Source organism: Variovorax sp. GW821-FHT10B04, assembly GCF_059415645.1.
Genome location: NZ_JBWKNQ010000020.1, coordinates 1 through 18,323, shown reverse-complemented (window position 1 = coordinate 18,323; position 18,323 = coordinate 1). Strand labels below are relative to the sequence as shown.

The window sequence follows — 18,323 nt, the reverse complement described above, 5'->3', positions numbered from 1 at the left end:
GACGCTTTCGCGTTAGTGCAGCCCTAGATTATACAGCGCTTTTTCGTCCTCTCGAAAGATCGACGCCAAGTTGCTTGAGCTTTCGATACAGGTGCGTGCGTTCCAGGCCGGTTTTTTCCGCCACGCGGGTCATGGAGCCGTTTTCCATCGCGAGGTGGAACTCGAAGTACGCCTTTTCGAAACCATCGCGGGCATCGCGCAGCGGACGATCGAGATCGAAGCTCTGCGTCGCACGCGGGCCCGTGTCGACCACCGCGCTGACAGCCGCTGGCGGCGCAAGAACCGAGTGATCGCTGCTGGCCACGGTGGTGACGCCTGTCACCGGCGAAGCGGCTGCACTCGGAAGAACGGCGGCGGCGGCCACACGGCGGGCGCTCTCGCGCGCCAGTCCTTGCTCGACGGCTTTCAGTAATTTCTGCAGGGTGATGGGCTTTTCGAGAAAGGCGAAAGCACCGATCCGCGTGGCGTCGACGGCCGTGTCGATGGTGGCATGGCCGCTCATCATGATCACCGGCATCGTCAGCAGGCCGGCGGTTGACCACTCCTTGAGCAGAGACACGCCGTCGGTGTCGGGCATCCAGATATCCAGCAGCACGAGATCGGGGCGTGCCCGCAGGCGAGCCGCCCGGGCTTCGGCTGCGTTTTCTGCGAGTTCGACGTTGTGGCCTTCGTCATTCAGAATTTCGAACAGCAGGTCACGGATGCCCAGCTCGTCGTCGACCACGAGGATATTTGCCATTGAATGCTTGTTGCTGCGTTGTACCTGGGTGTGACCGTTCGCTTGCCAGCCTCGGCCAGGCGGTGACCTCAGGCGGATGGCTTCGAATCTTCGGTGTGAACGACCGCTCCCTGCGGTTCGCGTGCCAATGCGAATGATAGCGAGACTTGGGCACCGGCCACGGCACCCTCGACGATGCGGTTGGAAAGTTCGATGCGTGCACCATGCTCGTCCGCGATCTTCTTCACCACCGCAAGACCCAGGCCCGTCCCTTTGGTCTTGGTCGTGACGTACGGTTCGAACGCACGCTTGAGGATGTTCTCGGCGAATCCCGGCCCGCTGTCCTGCACCGTCAGCCGTACCCGCTGGCCTGAATCTGCAAGGCGGGTGCGGATGACGACCTCGCCGGTCCGCCCGGTGCCGGCCACGGCTTCGGCCGCGTCCTGCGCGTTCTGCAACAGGTTGTGGATGACCTGCCGGATCTGCTGTGCATCGCCGCGAATCGGCGGGCACCGCGCATCCAGCTCGCAGCGCAGCGCAATCGGAGTGCTGTCTGCACCATAGAGCTGCAACACGTCGGTGACCAGCGAATTCAGGTCGACGGGTTTGAGCTCGGCGGCCGGCAGCCGGGCATAGTCGCGAAACTCGTTGACCAGCCTTTTCATCGCATCGACCTGATCCACGATGGTCTTCACCGATTTGGTCAGGATCGCTTGCTCCGGCCCGCTCACCTTGCCGGTCAACTTCATTTCCAGCCGCTCGGCGGACAACTGGATCGGCGTGAGCGGATTCTTGATTTCATGCGCCAGGCGCCGCGCGACCTCGCCCCAGGCCTGGGCACGCTGCGCCGAGACGATCTCGGAAATGTCGTCGAACACCAGCAGCCGCTCGGCATTCGGCAGTTGCGCACCCCGCGCGACGATGCTGATCGCGTCTTTCGAAAAGCCGGTGCTGCTCCCGTTGAGTTCGAACGCATGCTGCCAGTGGTCCAGGCCATGCTGCGCGAACTCGACCTCGAGTTCGTCGAACTGCTGCTGGATGTTCTGGGCGAACGATGCGAGGCCCGGCACTTCGGCCAGAGCCCGTCCCTCGTAGGCGGCCAGCGGCGCGCGCAGGACGCGGGTGGCACCCGGATTGGTCGACAGCACGGTGCCTGCGCCATCGAGGACGATCACGCCGGAGGTCAGGTTGTCCAGGATGGTCTGGAGGTTGGCACGTGCGGCGTCCAGCTCTCCCACGGTCTTTTCGACCGCCCCTCGCGCGTCGGCGAGCTGCTGCGTCATGACGGCGAAGGACCGCGTCAGGCCGCCGAGTTCGTCCTTGCCGTGCAGCACGGCGGTCGGACGAAGGTCCCCTGCCGCCACCTGCCGCACGCCTTCGGCGAGCACGAGCAGCGGCCGCGCCAGCCCGTTGCCGAACAGCACCGCCAGCAGCACGGCGCCAAACACCGCCAGGAACAGGCTCAGCGTAAGCGTGCCGATGTACATGCGGCGCAGGCCATCGCGTGCGAGGGCACGCTCCTGGTATTCGCGATTGGCTTCCTGCACGGCGAGCGCATTGGCGACGACCGCGGTCGGCAGGGGCTGCGTCACCTGCAGGAATCGCTGTTCGGTGTTGAAGTCGAATCCCGGGCGCTGCACCAGTGCGAGTGCGCGCACGCTGGCAGGAGGCGGCGTCGGGCCGGCCATCAACGTTTCGTCCAGCCCGTCGATGTGGGCCACCGCACGATCGGCCCTCACCTGCCGCAGTTGCTGCTGTGTCGGCCGCTCGGGATTGAGCTGAAAACGCGACGCGCCGGCACCGGCAATGAGCTGGCCGGAGCCGGTCCACAGCACGACATCGGTCGCACCCAGCTGATCGCGGATGCGCTCGAGCACCAGACCGGCGCTGGCGTCCGGTACGCCCGCGAGCTGATTGCTGGCCGTGCGTGTCTTTGCGGCGAGGTCTTCGGCGAGCGAATCCAGTGTCGCGCGCCCCAGATTCAGGCCCGCGTCGAGAGCGCCCTCGACCTTGACGTCGAACCAGCTCTCGATCGACCGCGCCACGAACTGATAGGAAACGACGTAGACCAGCACGCCCGGCACGACGCCGACCAGCGCAAAGATCGCGGCGAGCCGGATCAGCAGCCGGCTGCCGAATTTGCCCTGGCGCAGCCGCCGCAACAGCCGGAAGGCCACCCAGCACAGCACCAGCAGAAGCAGCATCGCCACGACCACGTTGATGCCGAAGAGCTTCGCGTAATTCTCTTCGTAGAGCACCCGGTTGTTGGTGGCCACGGCCAGCAGGAACATCAGCACGAGGCCGATGGCGACGACCAGCGCCGCCCCGACGCCGATGGCCCAGCGCATCGCTCGCGAGCGGCGCGGCGGCACGCCGGCGGGCCGCGCGGACGTGCTCACCTGGGCTTCTCCAGCGGCAGCCGAGCGCTGCGTTCGGTGGAAATGTTCCAGTCGGGCAGCCCGACGACACCGATCTGGATCGGCCGCGGGAGCTGCGATGTATCGAGCCGGAAGCGGAAGACGACGGAATTCGAGGCGTCATCGCCAATCGCGGAGAAATCGCCCAGGCGCATCCGGCCGATCCGCTTGACGGCATCGAGTGCCTCGTCGAGGCTGTCGAAGGTCTGTTGATTCACGAGCACGCCGAAGCCGGTGTTGCCGGTGATCGGTACCGGCGCCACATTGAGCCGCCAACGCCGCGTGAGAGGCTGGTAGGCCAGGCGCATGTGCCGCACCGCCTGGGCGATCTTCCGGTCCGTCCAGTACCAGCGCTCGCGGTAGAGCTCCGCCTCGGCCACGAAGTGAATCGCGATGCCCTTGTCGAGCACATCCTCGACCAACGGCGGCACGCCGAATTCGACGGCGGCGCTCAGATAGACGCCGTCGTCGTCCTGCTCCAGACGCATCTGCGTGACCGTCGCCGCATGCTCCTGCGCCAGCAAGACGGCAGGGCAGATCAACAACAGCAGACAGACGACGACCGCCAAACCGCGCCATCCGCCGAGATACCGCGCCATGGCACGGCGAATCCGCCCGACTGACTCAGCGGGGGATCTTTTCGAGCAGCGCGTAATAGAAACCGTCGTGGTCACCTAAGGGATTGTCCGGGACGCCACGGTCAATCCCGCCGCTTTGAGGCAGCAAATGGCCCGGTGATGCCATCAATCGGACATCAGTGTTGTGTGCAAGGAACGCATCAATCTGGTGCGAGCCTTCTTCGCGGAACACGGAACAAGTGCAATAGAGCAGCCGCCCGCCGGGCCGCACCAATGGCCAGAGCGAGGCCAGCAGCATCGCCTGCTGGATCGCAAGCTGCGCAATGTCGCTCTCGCGGCGCAGCCATCGCACGTCGGGATGTCGGCGCACGATGCCCGACGCCGTGCAGGGCGCGTCGAGCAGGATGGCATCGAACGGGACGCCATTCCACCACGCGGCCGTCCGGCCGGCGTCGGCCACCACCACTTCGGCCTGCAGACCGAGGCGTGCCAGCGTGTCGCCGATACGGCGGCTGCGCTTCGCATCGACTTCGAGCGCGGTCACTTCGGCGGCACCCGGACCCGCCCATTCGAGCAGGTGCGCCGTCTTGCCGCCCGGCGCGGCGCAGGCATCGAGCACGCGCCAGGGCGCGTCACCGGCCGGGTGCTGGAGACCGGCAAGCAGGAGCGGCGCAGCGAGTTGCGCCGCCGCATCCTGTACCGACGCCAACCCCTCGGCAAAGCCCGGGAGCTGATGCACCGGACGCGCGCGCACCAGCTGGATGCCGCTTTCGCCAACCGCGCAGGCATCCAGATCCACGGCCTCGAGGGCTGCGAGATAGGCACGCCTGTCGGTCTTGCGCGCATTGACGCGCAGGGTCATCGGCGCCTGCATGTTGTCTGCGCGCAGAACGCGCTGCCACTCGCGCGGATGGTCGCGCTTGAGGCGTTCGATCCACCAGCGCGGATGGTTCCACTGCGCCACCGGCTCCGTATCGGTCGCGGCGACGAGCGCGTCGCGTTCGCGCAGGAAACGCCGCAGACATGCATTGATGAAACTGGCTTGCGCCCGGGTCACCGGATTGCGCTTGGCCGCTTCGACCGTCTGGTCGACCAGCGTGAACGTCTCATAGGGCGCGTCGTCGCCGTTCCAGGCGAGCGCCAGCGCGGTGCACAGCAACGCGTCGGCTGGCGGCGGCGGCGTGCGCTTGGCCAGATGCCGGCGCAGCGCCTCTGCACGCCCGAGCCAGCGAAGGACCTGGAAACCAATCGCCTGCACACCGGGGCGAAGGGCGGGCTCGACGTCCTCGAACGCAACGGCGCCGGAGACCCCGCTGCGGATCGAGGCAAGAGCCGCGGCGGTGAGTTGCAGCTGTCGCCACAGGGGCGGCTGCAACGATGCATCGCGGGAGGATTCGGGGTGTTCGTTTAGCAACTTGGATCGATGGTAAGTCAGGGGCAAGACGGGCCGGGAGCGGGACGCAGAGCCGGCATCCCCAAGGTCTGCGGCATTCGCCGCGTTCAGCCCAGTGCTGCAGCGGGATGCAATTGCATCACCCATGCCACGAGCACCGCAGGGAACTGCCGGATCGCCGCGTTGTAGTGCGTCACTGCCTGATTGAACTGGCCACGCGCGATCTCCGCTGCGGCCGATGGTTCAGGCCACGGTGTCAGTTCAATCGGCGCCGCCGGTACTGATGCACTCTCCGTGCCTGCCTGCGGCACCACGACCCGTGCCAACGTGCCGTCGGGCTCGAAGCGCATGACGGCGTCCGGATGAAGGCGTTGCCACGCCGCGAGCATCACATGCAGCGCGGTCGCCAGTGCGGCGATGTTGGCGGCCGTGAGCGGCTTTTGCCGCGTGACGGCAAGCAGCGTGGTCAGCTGGGCGGTGGTCGCGTGCAACGACACGAGCGCCGGATCCGGAGGATCGACACCTTCGGCCGGCTTCTTCAGGCTGTGCATCTGCACGAAATCGAGCTGGCGCAGCAGGGCTGCGTCCAGCGTGGCATAGGCCTGCAGCGCGCTCGCGCGCAGCCGCATCAGCCGGTTGTAGGCGCCCACGAACCAGAACAGCAGGATTGCACCCACCACCCAGTACACGAGCGAATCGCGAAAGAGGCTCACCGCGGCCTCCACAGAAAAAACGCCTCCCTTCCGGCGAGGGAAGGGAGGCGCATCAGGCCGTTCATGGCCGACGGGGGACGGACATTACTCCGTCGCAGCGCCTTCGCTGGCGTCCGCAGTGCTCGCGTCGTCGGTCGTGCCAGCCAGTTCGGCGGCTTCGGATTCGGCGATGGCGCGGCGTTCGGCCTCGTCCATCGCGTCCTTGACCTTGCGGGCCTGGTGGTAAGCCATGCCGGTGCCTGCGGGGATCAGGCGACCGACGATGACGTTTTCCTTCAGACCGCGCAGCTCGTCGCGCTTGCCCATGATCGCGGCTTCGGTCAGCACGCGCGTCGTTTCCTGGAACGACGCTGCCGAGATGAACGAGTCGGTCGAGAGCGATGCCTTCGTGATACCCAGCAGCAGGTTGGTGAACGTCGCAGGGATCTTGCCTTCGGCGCGCAGGGCGTCGTTGGTGTTGAGCATTTCGCTGCGTTCGACCTGTTCGCCGGAGATGTAGGCGGTGTCACCGATGTTGTCCACCACGACGCGACGCAGCATCTGGCGAACGATCACCTCGATGTGCTTGTCGTTGATCTTCACGCCTTGCAGGCGGTACACGTCCTGCACTTCGTCGACGATGTAGCGCGCCAGTTCTTCCGAACCCAGCAGGCGCAGGATGTCCTGCGGATCCGCCGGGCCGTCCACCACGGACTCGCCCTTGTTCACCACCTGGCCTTCGTGCACCAGGATGTTCTTTTCCTTCGGCACGAGTTCCTCGTAAACGCCGCCTTCCGGGTCGGTGATCTGCAGACGGATCTTGCCCTTGGTCTCCTTGCCGAACGACACGGTACCGGTCATTTCGGCCAGCATGCCCTTGTCCTTCGGCGAACGGGCTTCGAACAGCTCGGCCACACGCGGCAGACCGCCGGTGATGTCCCGCGTCTTCTGGCCTTCGACCGGAATACGCGCCAGCACTTCGCCGGGGCCCACGTCCTGACCGTCGCGGATCTGGACCAGCGAGCCGATCGGGAAGCCGATCGTCACCGAATGGTCGGTGCCGGGGATCTTCACCTCATGGCCTTGCGCGTCGATCAGCTTGACCTGCGGACGCACGACCTTGGCGGCGCCGCGGCGCTTCGGGTCGATCACGACCAGGGTCGACAGGCCGGTCACTTCGTCGACCTGCTTGGCCACCGTGAGGCCTTCCTCGACGTTCTCGAACTTCGTCTGGCCGGCGAATTCCGTGATGATGGGGCGCGTCAGCGGATCCCAGTTGGCGAGGATGTGACCCGCCTTGATCGCCTGGTCGGCCTTGACCGCCAGCGTGGCGCCGTACGGCACCTTGTGGCGTTCGCGCTCACGGCCATGCTCGTCGTGGATCACGATTTCGCCCGAACGCGAAATGACGACCAGCTCGTTCTTGCTGTTGGTCACGTAGCGCATCGTGGCGTTGAAGCCGATCGAACCATTCGACTTGGCTTCGACGCTGGATGCGATGGCTGCACGCGATGCCGCGCCACCGATGTGGAAGGTCCGCATCGTCAGCTGCGTGCCGGGTTCGCCGATGGACTGGGCAGCGATCACACCGACGGCTTCGCCGATGTTGATCAGGCCGCCGCGGCCCAGGTCGCGGCCGTAGCACTTGGCGCAGATGCCGAAGCGGGTTTCGCAGGTCAGCGCCGTACGCACCTTGACCTCGTCGACGCCTTGCGCCTCGAGCTCCTCGATGTTGTCTTCGTCGAACATCTCGCCGGACTTCAGCAGCACCGAACGGTTCTCGGGGTGCAGCACGTCCTCGGCCGCAGTACGGCCCAGGATACGGTCGCGCAGAGACTCGATCACTTCACCGCCTTCGACGATGGCGCGCATCATCGAACCCTGGTGGGTGTCGCAGTCCTGTTCGATCACGACCAGATCCTGCGTCACGTCGACCAGGCGGCGCGTCAGGTAACCCGAGTTCGCGGTCTTCAGCGCGGTGTCGGCCAGACCCTTACGGGCACCGTGGGTGGAGATGAAGTACTCCAGCACGTTCAGACCTTCGCGGAAGTTCGCGGTGATCGGGGTCTCGATGATCGAGCCGTCCGGCTTGGCCATCAGGCCCCGCATGCCGGCCACCTGGCGGATCTGGGCCGCGGAACCGCGGGCACCGGAGTCGGCCATCATGTAGATCGAGTTGAAGGATTCCTGCTCGACGTCCTTGCCGTGGCGGTCGATGACGCGCTGCTTCGACAGCTTGGCCATCATGACCTTCGACACTTCGTCGCCGGCCTTGCCCCAGATGTCCACGACCTTGTTGTAACGCTCGCCGGAGGTCACGAGACCGGACACGTACTGCTGTTCGATCTCTTTCACTTCCTTGGCGGAGCGCTCGATGATGCCGTGCTTCTCGGCAGGCACCAGCATGTCGCCGATGGCGATCGAGATACCGGCCTTCGTCGCGAGACGGAAACCGTTCTGCAGCAGCTTGTCGGCGAACACCACGGTCTCTTTCAGACCGCACTTGCGGAACGAGACGTTGATGAGCTTCGAGATTTCCTTCTTCTTCAGCGCCTTGTTCAGGTTGGAGAACGGCAGGCCCTTCGGCAGGATCTCGGACAGCAGCGCACGGCCCACGGTCGTGTCCACGAGCGAGGTCGACGGCGTGAATTCGCCGGTTTCCTTGTTCTTCGTGTACTCGGTGATGCGCACGGCCACCTTGGCGGTGAGTTCGACCACGTTGGCGTCGAGCGCGCGCTGGACTTCGCCGATGTCGGAGAAGATCAGGCCTTCGCCCTTGGCGTTGATGCGGTCGCGGGTCGTGTAGTACAGACCCAGCACCACGTCCTGGGACGGCACGATCGACGGCTCGCCCGAAGCCGGGAACAGCACGTTGTTGGAGGCCAGCATCAGCGTGCGGGCTTCCATCTGCGCTTCGACCGACAGCGGCACGTGGACGGCCATCTGGTCACCGTCGAAGTCGGCGTTGAATGCCGCGCAGACGAGCGGATGCAGCTGGATCGCCTTGCCTTCGATCAGGATGGGTTCGAAGGCCTGGATGCCCAGACGGTGCAACGTCGGAGCGCGGTTCAGCATGACCGGGTGCTCCTTGATGACCTCTTCCAGGATGTCCCAGACCACCGGCGTACCGGATTCGACTTCCTTCTTGGCGGCCTTGATCGTCGTCGCGATGCCCATGGCTTCGAGGCGCGAGAAGATGAAAGGCTTGAACAATTCGAGCGCCATCAGCTTCGGCAGACCGCACTGATGCAGCTTGAGCGTCGGGCCCACGGTAATGACCGAACGACCCGAATAGTCGACGCGCTTGCCCAGCAAGTTCTGGCGGAAACGACCCGACTTGCCCTTGATCATGTCGGCCAGCGACTTGAGTGCACGCTTGTTGGCGCCCGTCATGGCCTTGCCGCGGCGACCGTTGTCCAGCAGCGAGTCGACGGCTTCCTGCAGCATCCGCTTTTCGTTGCGCGCGATGATTTCCGGAGCCTTCAGCTCCAGCAGGCGGCGCAGACGCGAGTTGCGGTTGATGACGCGGCGGTACAGGTCGTTCAGGTCGGAGGTCGCGAAGCGGCCGCCGTCCAGCGGCACCAGCGGACGCAGGTCCGGCGGCAGCACGGGCAGCACGTCCAGCACCATCCAGCCCGGCTTGATGCCGGACTTCTTGAAGGCTTCCAGCACCTTGAGGCGCTTGGAGTTCTTCTTGACCTTGACTTCGGAACCGGTCAGGTCGCCACGCAGGCGTTCGATCTCGCTGTCGAGTTCGATGCCTTCGAGCAGGTCCTTGATGCCTTCGGCGCCCATCTTGGCGACGAATTCGTCACCGAATTCCTTGCGCTTCGCGTCGTAGTCGTCCTCGGACATGATGCCGAACTTCTTCAGCGGGGTCATGCCCGGATCGGTGATCACGTAGGCTTCGAAATACAGCACGCGTTCGATGTCGCGCAGCGTCATGTCGAGCACCAGGCCCAGGCGCGACGGCAGCGACTTCAGGAACCAGATGTGCGCGCAGGGCGCAGCCAGGTCGATGTGGCCCATGCGCTCGCGGCGCACCTTGGTCTGCGTGACTTCAACGCCGCACTTCTCGCAGATGACGCCGCGATGCTTCAGGCGCTTGTACTTGCCGCACAGGCATTCGTAGTCCTTGATGGGCCCGAAGATCTTGGCGCAGAACAGGCCGTCGCGTTCGGGCTTGAAAGTGCGGTAGTTGATCGTCTCGGGCTTCTTCACCTCGCCGAAAGACCACGAACGGATCTTCTCGGGCGAAGCCATGCCGATCTTGATGGCATCGAAATGCTCATCCGGCGTGAATTGCTTGAACAGGTCGAGTAAAGACTTCATGTGACTCTTTCCTTTTCTGCTTATGAACGTTCGAGTTCAATGTCCAGGCCAAGGGAACGGATTTCCTTGACCAGCACGTTGAACGATTCCGGCATGCCGGCTTCGATGGAGTGTTCGCCCTTGACGATGCTCTCGTACACCTTGGTACGGCCTTGCACGTCGTCGGACTTCACCGTCAGCATTTCCTGCAGGACGTAAGCCGCGCCGTAGGCCTCGAGCGCCCACACTTCCATTTCCCCGAAGCGCTGGCCACCGAACTGGGCCTTGCCGCCGAGCGGTTGCTGCGTGACCAGCGAGTACGGACCCGTCGAGCGCGCGTGCATCTTGTCGTCCACCAGATGGTGCAGCTTCAAGAAGTGCATGTAGCCGACCGTGACCGGACGCTCGAACTGGTCGCCGGTGCGGCCGTCGTACAGGTAGGCCTGCGTGCGCGTCTCGGTCAGGCCCTTGAGCTTGGCGATCTCTTCCGGGTAGGCGAGCTGCAGCATGCCGCTGATCTCTTCCTCGGTCGCGCCATCGAACACCGGCGTTGCGAAGGTCACACCCGCAGACAGGTTCTTGGCCATCTCGATCACGTCGGTGTCGCTGAGCTTGCTCAGGTCTTCCTTGCGGCCGGCGCCGTTGTAGAGCTTGTCGAGGAAGGCGCGGAGTTCTGCGATCTTCGCTTCGGCCTGGAGCATGTCGCCGATGCGCTGACCGATGCCCTTGCCGGCCCAGCCCAGATGCACTTCCAGCACCTGACCCACGTTCATCCGCGAAGGCACGCCCAGCGGATTCAGGCAGACGTCGCACGGCGTACCGTCGGCCATGTGCGGCATGTCTTCGACCGGAACGATCTTGGACACCACACCCTTGTTGCCGTGACGGCCGGCCATCTTGTCGCCAGGCTGCAGGCGGCGCTTGACGGCCAGGTACACCTTGACCATCTTGAGCACGCCCGCGGGCAGCTCGTCGCCCTGCGTGAGCTTCTTGCGCTTTTCCTCGAACGCGAGGTCGAAGCTGTGGCGCGTCTGCTCCAGCGAGTTCTTGATCGACTCGAGCTGCGAAGCCACTTCGTCTTCCGCCGGGCGGATGTCGAACCAGTGGAACTTCTCGATCGACGACAGATAGGCCTTGTCGAGCTTGGTGCCCTTGGCCAGCTTGTTCGGGCCGCCGTTGGCGGCCTTGCCGGTCAGCAGCTTCTCGATCCGGTCGAACGCGTCGGCTTCGACGATGCGCAGCTGGTCGTTCAAGTCCAGGCGGAAGCGCTTGAGTTCGTCGTCGATGATCTGCTGGGCGCGCTTGTCGCGCGTGATGCCTTCGCGGGTGAAGACCTGCACGTCGATCACGGTGCCTTGCGAACCCTGGCTCACGCGCAGCGAGGTGTCCTTCACGTCGGAAGCCTTCTCGCCGAAGATGGCGCGAAGCAGCTTCTCTTCCGGCGTCAGCGTGGTCTCGCCCTTCGGCGTGACCTTGCCCACCAGCGTATCGCCCGGCTGCACTTCGGCGCCGACGTAGATGATGCCGGACTCGTCCAGGCGGTTGAGCTGCTGCTCGGCCAGGTTCGGGATGTCGCGGGTGATTTCCTCGGCACCCAGCTTGGTGTCGCGGGCCATGACCACCAGTTCCTCGATGTGGATCGAGGTGTAGCGGTCTTCGGCGACGACGCGTTCGGAGATCAGGATCGAGTCTTCGAAGTTGTAGCCGTTCCACGGCATGAAGCCGATCAGCATGTTCTGGCCGATGGCGATTTCGCCGAGGTCGGTCGATGCGCCGTCGGCGATCACGTCACCCTTGGCCAGCAGGTCGCCACGCTTGACGATCGGGCGCTGGTGGATATTCGTGTTCTGGTTGGAACGCTGATACTTGATGAGGTTGTAGATGTCCACACCCACTTCACCGGCCGTCGCTTCGGCATCGTTCACGCGCACCACGATGCGGGTCGCGTCGACATAGTCGACCACGCCGCCGCGGGTCGCGGTGACCACGGTGCCCGAGTCCACCGCAGCCACGCGCTCGATCCCGGTGCCGACCATCGGCTTCTCGGGACGCAGCACGGGCACGGCCTGACGCGACATGTTGGCGCCCATCAGTGCGCGGTTCGCATCGTCGTGCTCCAGAAACGGCACGAGGGAAGCAGCCACCGACACGATCTGCGCCGGCGACACGTCCATGTACTGCACGCGTTCGGCGCTCAGCAGCGTGGATTCGCCCTGTTCGCGAGCCGACACCAGGTCACCCGTCAGACGGCCTTCCTTGTCGAGCGCAGCGTTGGCCTGCGCGATCACGTACTTGCCTTCCTCGATGGCCGACAGGTAGTCGATCTGGTCGGTCACCTTGCCGTCCGCCACGCGACGGTACGGGGTTTCGATGAAACCGTACTCGTTCAGGCGTGCGTACAGTGCCAGCGAGTTGATCAGGCCGATGTTCGGGCCTTCAGGCGTTTCGATCGGGCACACGCGACCGTAGTGGGTCACGTGCACGTCGCGCACTTCGAAGCCGGCACGTTCGCGGGTCAAACCGCCCGGGCCAAGAGCCGACACGCGGCGCTTGTGGGTGATTTCGGCCAGCGGGTTCGTTTGGTCCATGAACTGCGACAGCTGCGACGCACCGAAGAACTCCTTGAGCGCCGCGGAAATCGGCTTGGAGTTGATCAGGTCGTGCGGCATCAGCGGCTCTTGCTCGGCCTGACCCAGACGTTCCTTGACGGCCTTCTCGATGCGAGCCAGGCCGGTGCGGTACTGGTTCTCGGCCAGTTCGCCGACGCAGCGCACGCGACGGTTGCCCAGATGGTCGATGTCGTCGACTTCACCGTTGCCGTTGCGCAGATCGACGAGGATCTTGACCACGGCCAGGATGTCTTCGTTGGACAGCACCATCGGGCCGGTCGATTCGTCGCGACCGACCTTGGCGTTGAACTTCATGCGGCCGACGCGCGACAGGTCGTACGTGTCCGGGTTGTAGAACAGGCGCTGGAACAGGGCCTGCACCGCGTCTTCCGTCGGCGGCTCGCCGGGACGCATCATGCGGTAGATGGCCACGCGGGCGGCGAATTCGTCGACCGTTTCGTCGATGCGCAGGGTCTGCGAGATGTATGCGCCCTGGTCCAGTTCGTTCGTGTAGATGACCTGGATGTCCTGCACGCCTGCCGTGCGCAGCTTCTTCAGCAGCGCTTCGGTCAGCTCGTCGTTGGCCTTGGCCAGGATCTCGCCGGAATCGCCGTCGACGATGTTGCGCGCAACCACGCGGCCGACCAGGAAGTCTTCCGGCACGCTGATGTGCGTCGTGCCGCCCTGCTCCAGCTCACGCGTGTGGCGTGCGGTGACGCGCTTGTCCTTGGCGACAACGACCTTGCCCGACTTGTCGGTGATGTCGAAGCGCGCGACTTCGCCGCGCAGGCGCTCGGAGACGAACTCCATTTGCGCGCCGCTGTCCATCAGGCGGAAGTTGTCGTTGACGAAGAAGTTCGCCAGGATCGATTCCGGGTTCAGGCCGATGGCCTTCAGCAGGATCGTGACCGGCATCTTGCGGCGACGGTCCACGCGGAAGTACAGCATGTCCTTCGGATCGAACTCGAAGTCGAGCCACGAACCGCGGTAGGGAATCACGCGAGCCGAGAACAACAGCTTGCCCGAGCTGTGGGTCTTGCCCTTGTCGTGTTCGAAGAACACGCCCGGCGAACGGTGCAGCTGCGACACGATGACGCGCTCGGTACCGTTGATGATGAACGAGCCCTTGTCGGTCATGAGCGGCACTTCGCCCATGTAGACCTCTTGCTCCTTCACTTCCTTGACCACCTTCGACTGCGAGGTCGACGATTCACGGTCATAGATGATCAGCTGAACCTTGGCACGCACGGCCGACGCGAAGGTCAGGCCCCGGGTCTGGCATTCACGCACGTCGAACGCAGGCTTCGCGAGGTTGTACTCGAGAAACTTCATCTCGACAAAACCGTTGTGCGAGACGATGGGGAAAGCCGCGGTGAACGCGGCCTGCAGGCCTTCGATGGTCCGCTTCTGGGGCGCAATGCCAGCTTGCAGGAACGCGGTGTACGCGTCCTTCTGCATCTGCAGCAGGTAGGGGATTTCAACGACGCTGTCGCGGCTACCGAAATTCTTTCGGATGCGCTTGCGTTCGGTGTAACTGTACGTGGACGTTTGGGCCATGAGAGCTCCGGTGCTTGAGATCTTCAGCGACTTGTCAGCAACGCTCTCGCGCCACTGCTTGGCGGCTGGCCACTACCAGCCGTTGGCGGACAGTGATGCATTGCACATCACCCGAACCAAGGGGTCTTCTGCAGTCGGGGTCAGAAGACACTCAAAAATCGTCTCGGTTCTCGCTTTTCCGCTGGCTTGAAGGCCTGCAGGAAAACCGGAATCGAACCAGCTTTTGGGTGCGCTCTGAAAGCGGCAAAGGCTGGAGGGCCTTTTCAGGCACCTCCAGCCCTCGAGGGGGACTGAATTACTTCAGTTCCACCTTGGCGCCGGCATCTTCCAGCTTCTTCTTGGCAGCTTCAGCGTCAGCCTTCGACAGGCCTTCCTTGACAGCCTTGGGAGCGGCTTCCACCAGGTCCTTGGCTTCCTTGAGGCCCAGGCCGGTGATTTCGCGCACGGCCTTGATCGCCGAAACCTTGTTCGCGCCGGCTTCCACCAGCACGACGTTGAATTCGGTCTTCTCTTCGACCACGGCAGCAGCAGCACCACCGCCAGCTGCGGGAGCCGACATCGCTGCGGCGCTCACGCCAAACTTCTCTTCGATGGCCTTGACCAGGTCGTTGAGTTCCAGGACCGTCATGCTGTCGAGCGCGGTCAGAAATGCGTCTTTATCGAATGCCATTTTTGTTTCCTAACAATTGGGTTGAAATATTCAAACGCAAGGCCATCAGGCTGCTTGCGCTTCGGCCGGAGCCTCGGCCGGTGCTTCGCCACCACCACGCTTCTCGGCGAGCGCGGCCAGAACACGGGCCGTGCGCGAGATCGGGGATTGCAACAAGCCCAGCAATTGCGCCAGCAACACTTCCTTGGAAGGGATGTTGGCCAGTTGCTTCACGCCTTCGACGTCCAGGGCCTTGCCACCGAATGCGCCACCGCGAATCACCAACTTGTCGTTGGTCTTCGCGAAATCGGCCACCACCTTGGCGGCGGCCACAGCGTCTTCGGAGAAGCCATAGATCAGCGGACCGGTCATCTGGTCGCCGACGATCTCAAATGCGCTGCCTGCGACAGCACGGCGTGCCAGCGTGTTCTTCAACACGCTGAGCGTCACGCCCTGGCTGCGCGCGACATTGCGCAATTTGGTCATGTCAGCCACCGTGATACCACGGTATTCCGCCATCACGAGCGTTTGAGCTTTTGCGGCGAGGCTGGTCACATCACTGATGACCGCTTCTTTCTCACTGCGATTCAGACTCAAGGTCTACTCCTTTTAATGTGTCCTTCGGCCGAAGCCTCGAGACACGCTTCATGCAGCGACCAACTGTTTCGGAAACAAGATTCCTTGCAGCGGGATCGCCATCTGCGCTGGTGAATTCACGAGGAATTCGATTAAGTGCAGCGGACTGCACGCCAGCGGTCTTGGATGGCCCGACGCGCTTTCCGTCTTGCGACGGAGCCACGCCGGCCCACCACATCGCCGCGCCCCGAGGGGTACGGCAAATTCTCATCAGGCCGATGCGATCGTCTGGGTGTCGACGCGAACGCCGAGGCCCATGGTCGACGACACAGCGACCTTGCGCAGGTACACGCCCTTGCTCGTTGCAGGCTTGGCCTTCACCAGCGCATCGACCAGTGCGGCCAGATTGCTCTGCAGCTTGTCGGTGTCGAACGAACGACGACCGATCGTGCCGTGGATGATGCCGGCCTTGTCGACGCGGAACTGCACTTGGCCGGCCTTGGCGTTCTTGACTGCCGTGGCGACGTCCGGGGTGACCGTACCGACCTTCGGGTTTGGCATCAAACCACGCGGGCCAAGGATCTGACCCAGCGTACCGACGACGCGCATGGCGTCCGGTGCAGCGATCACGACATCGAAGGGCATGTCGCCAGCCTTCACCATCGCAGCCAGATCATCCATGCCGACGATGTCGGCGCCAGCAGCCTTGGCTTCTTCAGCCTTGGCGCCTTGGGCGAACACGGCGACGCGCTTGGTCTTGCCGGTACCGTTGGGCAGCACGACGGCGCCACGAACGACCTGGTCCGACTTCTTCGCGTCGATGCCGAGTTGCACGGCCACGTCGATGGACTCATCGAACTTGGCGGTGGCGGCTTCCTTCACGAGGCCGATCGCATCAGCGAGCGGATACAGCTTGGTGGTGTCCACCTTGCCTTGCAGGCTCTTGGCCTTCTTGGTCAGCTTTGCCATCTCACACGCCCTCCACATTGACGCCCATCGAACGGGCAGAGCCGGCGATGGTGCGAACTGCGGCGTCCAGATCGGCTGCCGTCAGGTCCTTCATCTTGGTCTTGGCGATCTCTTCGAGCTGTGCGCGCGTGATCTTGCCGACCTTGTCGAGGTGCGGACGGGCCGAGCCCTTGTCCAGCTTGATGGCCTTCTTGATCAAGGTGATCGCCGGCGGCGTCTTGATGATGAAGGTGAAGCTCTTGTCCGCGAACGCGGTGATGACCACCGGCAGCGGCAGACCCGGCTCGACGCCTTGGGTCTGGGCGTTGAACGCCTTGCAGAACTCCATGATGTTCAGGCCGCGCTGACCCAGTGCGGGACCGATCGGCGGTGACGGATTGGCCTTACCAGCTGGCACTTGCAGCTTGATGAAGCCGACGATTTTTTTCGCCATGACTTACTCCTTGCGGGTGATGACGCCTCGGCATTCGCCAGGGCTCCCCGGGGGTTGACGACTCTGGAGTGACGCTCCTTGCCGAGTCGGGAGGCAAGGAACCAAAGACGAAATCCGTTACCCGAACTTCGTCGAAAAACTGGATCAGGTCTTTTCGACCTGGCTGAACTCGAGCTCGACGGGCGTTGCGCGACCAAAAATCATGACCGACACGCGCACCTTGCTCTTCTCGTAGTTGACTTCCTCAACGGTGCCGTTGAAGTCGGTGAAAGGACCTTCCTTGACACGCACGAACTCGCCGACCATGAACTCGACCTTGTGGCGCGGCTTTTCGGTGCCTTGCTGCATCTGGTTCACGATGTCTTCGACTTCCTTTTGGGAAATCGGGGCCGGACGGTTCTTGGCGCCACCGACGAAGCCGGTCACCTTGTTGGTGTGCTTCACCAAGTGCCAGCTTTCGTCGTCCATGATCATTTCGACCAGCACGTAGCCCGGGAAGAAGCGACGCTCGGTCGTACGCTTCTGGCCATTCTTGATTTCGACGACTTCCTCGGTTGGCACGAGGATGCGGCCGAACTTGTCCTGCATGCCCGCGCGATTGATGCGCTCGGTGATGTTGCGCTCAACCGCCTTTTCCATGCCGGAATACGCATGGACCACGTACCAGCGCAGATCCGGATTGGATGCAGGCGCCAGCAGCGGATTGGTCTCGGACGTTACTTCGACAGCTTCGTCAGTCATTATTTTCTCCAGCCCAGAATGAGGTCAAAAAACACCCATTCGAGCGTCTTGTCGGTCAGCCAGAGGAATACCGACATGATCGCCACGAAGGCGAACACGTAGGCCGTCATCTGGATGGCCTCCTTGCGACTCGGCCAGACAACCTTGCGAACTTCACGCCAGGAATCACGACCGAAGGCCCACAGCTGCCGGCCATTTTCGGAACTCGCGAACGTACCCACCGCGAGGGCCAGAAGCACCAGCAACGCAGCCCACTGCGCCAACGAACCTTGGCGTGCCAGCAGGTAGTACGCCACGATGGCGCCCACCGCCAACACCACGGATGCGGCCAGCTTGGCCTTGTCGGCCCCGGTGCTCACGGTTTCGATTTGAGATGCAGCCATCTTGGGCAAGTTCCTGCGGCCATAGCGGCCCTGAATTCAATGCGTCTTCTGGAGACGCCGAAGCCCGTCGGGTTGCGACGGGCCTTTTTGGCCTCACCGGAGAGGCCGGTGAGTTCTTTTTTCACCACCGTCAGGTGGCAGGGGCAGTAGGAATCGAACCTACAACCTTCGGTTTTGGAGACCGACGCTCTGCCAATTGAGCTATACCCCTCCGGAAACCAATTAAGCGAGGACCTTGGCCACGACGCCCGAGCCGACGGTCTTGCCGCCTTCGCGAATGGCGAAGCGCAGGCCTTC

Annotated in this window: 14 protein-coding genes and 1 tRNA gene; all 15 read right to left on the bottom strand. The window is 63.6% G+C overall.

Features of this window, described 5'->3' with window-relative positions; genetic code table 11:
• Positions 1–28 precede the first annotated feature (28 nt).
• Positions 29–739 carry a response regulator gene (locus tag AC07PZ_RS30865; protein ID WP_495299003.1) on the bottom strand — a complete coding sequence of 237 codons (711 nt, stop codon included), beginning with the start codon at positions 737–739 and terminating at the stop codon, positions 29–31.
• 68 nt (positions 740–807) lie between these two features.
• Positions 808–3,066: a sensor histidine kinase gene (locus tag AC07PZ_RS30860; protein WP_495299044.1), complete on the bottom strand. Its 2,259-nt coding sequence runs from the start codon at positions 3,064–3,066 to the stop codon at positions 808–810.
• 47 nt (positions 3,067–3,113) lie between these two features.
• Positions 3,114–3,809 (bottom strand): DUF4390 domain-containing protein, encoded by a 696-nt coding sequence (locus AC07PZ_RS30855; RefSeq protein WP_495299002.1) that lies wholly within the window; start codon positions 3,807–3,809, stop codon positions 3,114–3,116.
• Positions 3,760–5,088 carry a 16S rRNA (cytosine(967)-C(5))-methyltransferase RsmB gene (rsmB, locus tag AC07PZ_RS30850; RefSeq protein ID WP_495299001.1) on the bottom strand — a complete coding sequence of 443 codons (1,329 nt, stop codon included), beginning with the start codon at positions 5,086–5,088 and terminating at the stop codon, positions 3,760–3,762. The genes AC07PZ_RS30855 and rsmB overlap by 50 nt, the downstream gene beginning before the upstream one ends.
• A gap of 125 nt (positions 5,089–5,213) precedes the next feature.
• Positions 5,214–5,819, bottom strand: coding sequence for a LemA family protein (locus AC07PZ_RS30845; protein WP_495299000.1), 606 nt, complete (start codon positions 5,817–5,819; stop codon positions 5,214–5,216).
• A gap of 84 nt (positions 5,820–5,903) precedes the next feature.
• A complete protein-coding gene (rpoC, locus tag AC07PZ_RS30840) occupies positions 5,904–10,130 on the bottom strand; it encodes a DNA-directed RNA polymerase subunit beta' (protein ID WP_495298999.1) in 4,227 nt (1,408 codons plus the stop codon).
• Between the two features lie 20 nt (positions 10,131–10,150).
• On the bottom strand, positions 10,151–14,275 hold the full coding sequence (gene rpoB / locus AC07PZ_RS30835; protein WP_495298998.1) for a DNA-directed RNA polymerase subunit beta: 4,125 nt from the start codon (positions 14,273–14,275) through the stop codon (positions 10,151–10,153).
• Between the two features lie 295 nt (positions 14,276–14,570).
• The gene (rplL, locus tag AC07PZ_RS30830) at positions 14,571–14,945 is read right to left on the bottom strand and encodes a 50S ribosomal protein L7/L12 (RefSeq protein ID WP_495298997.1); all 375 of its coding nucleotides are present in this window, start codon (positions 14,943–14,945) and stop codon (positions 14,571–14,573) included.
• Between the two features lie 45 nt (positions 14,946–14,990).
• Positions 14,991–15,521 (bottom strand): 50S ribosomal protein L10, encoded by a 531-nt coding sequence (gene rplJ / locus AC07PZ_RS30825; RefSeq protein WP_495298996.1) that lies wholly within the window; start codon positions 15,519–15,521, stop codon positions 14,991–14,993.
• Between the two features lie 249 nt (positions 15,522–15,770).
• Positions 15,771–16,469: a 50S ribosomal protein L1 gene (gene rplA, locus AC07PZ_RS30820; RefSeq protein ID WP_495298995.1), complete on the bottom strand. Its 699-nt coding sequence runs from the start codon at positions 16,467–16,469 to the stop codon at positions 15,771–15,773.
• 1 nt (position 16,470) lies between these two features.
• Positions 16,471–16,902: a 50S ribosomal protein L11 gene (gene rplK, locus AC07PZ_RS30815; RefSeq protein ID WP_159858354.1), complete on the bottom strand. Its 432-nt coding sequence runs from the start codon at positions 16,900–16,902 to the stop codon at positions 16,471–16,473.
• Positions 16,903–17,046: 144 nt separating this feature from the next.
• Positions 17,047–17,643, bottom strand: a complete 597-nt coding sequence (gene nusG, locus AC07PZ_RS30810; RefSeq protein ID WP_495298994.1) for a transcription termination/antitermination protein NusG — start codon at positions 17,641–17,643, stop codon at positions 17,047–17,049.
• Entirely contained in the window at positions 17,643–18,026 is a 384-nt protein-coding gene (gene secE / locus AC07PZ_RS30805) for a preprotein translocase subunit SecE (protein ID WP_495298993.1), read from the bottom strand. Before secE ends, nusG begins: the two co-directional genes overlap by 1 nt.
• A gap of 135 nt (positions 18,027–18,161) precedes the next feature.
• Positions 18,162–18,237: transfer RNA gene (locus AC07PZ_RS30800), tRNA-Trp, on the bottom strand.
• An 11-nt stretch (positions 18,238–18,248) separates the two neighbouring features.
• Positions 18,249–18,323 (bottom strand): EF-Tu C-terminal domain-related protein (locus AC07PZ_RS30795; RefSeq protein ID WP_495297781.1); only part of this gene is annotated, 75 nt, incomplete at its 5' end.

What these genes read in the sequence shown, in the direction of transcription:
- secE (WP_495298993.1), bottom strand. Translation starts at nt 18,026, where the DNA reads ATGGCTGCATCTCAAATCGAAACCGTGAGCACCGGGGCCGACAAGGCC.
- rpoB (WP_495298998.1), bottom strand. Translation starts at nt 14,275, where the DNA reads ATGGCCCAAACGTCCACGTACAGTTACACCGAACGCAAGCGCATCCGA.
- AC07PZ_RS30860 (WP_495299044.1), bottom strand. Translation starts at nt 3,066, where the DNA reads ATGCGCTGGGCCATCGGCGTCGGGGCGGCGCTGGTCGTCGCCATCGGC.
- rplL (WP_495298997.1), bottom strand. Translation starts at nt 14,945, where the DNA reads ATGGCATTCGATAAAGACGCATTTCTGACCGCGCTCGACAGCATGACG.
- rplA (WP_495298995.1), bottom strand. Translation starts at nt 16,469, where the DNA reads ATGGCAAAGCTGACCAAGAAGGCCAAGAGCCTGCAAGGCAAGGTGGAC.
- AC07PZ_RS30865 (WP_495299003.1), bottom strand. Translation starts at nt 739, where the DNA reads ATGGCAAATATCCTCGTGGTCGACGACGAGCTGGGCATCCGTGACCTG.
- rpoC (WP_495298999.1), bottom strand. Translation starts at nt 10,130, where the DNA reads ATGAAGTCTTTACTCGACCTGTTCAAGCAATTCACGCCGGATGAGCAT.
- rplK (WP_159858354.1), bottom strand. Translation starts at nt 16,902, where the DNA reads ATGGCGAAAAAAATCGTCGGCTTCATCAAGCTGCAAGTGCCAGCTGGT.
- nusG (WP_495298994.1), bottom strand. Translation starts at nt 17,643, where the DNA reads ATGACTGACGAAGCTGTCGAAGTAACGTCCGAGACCAATCCGCTGCTG.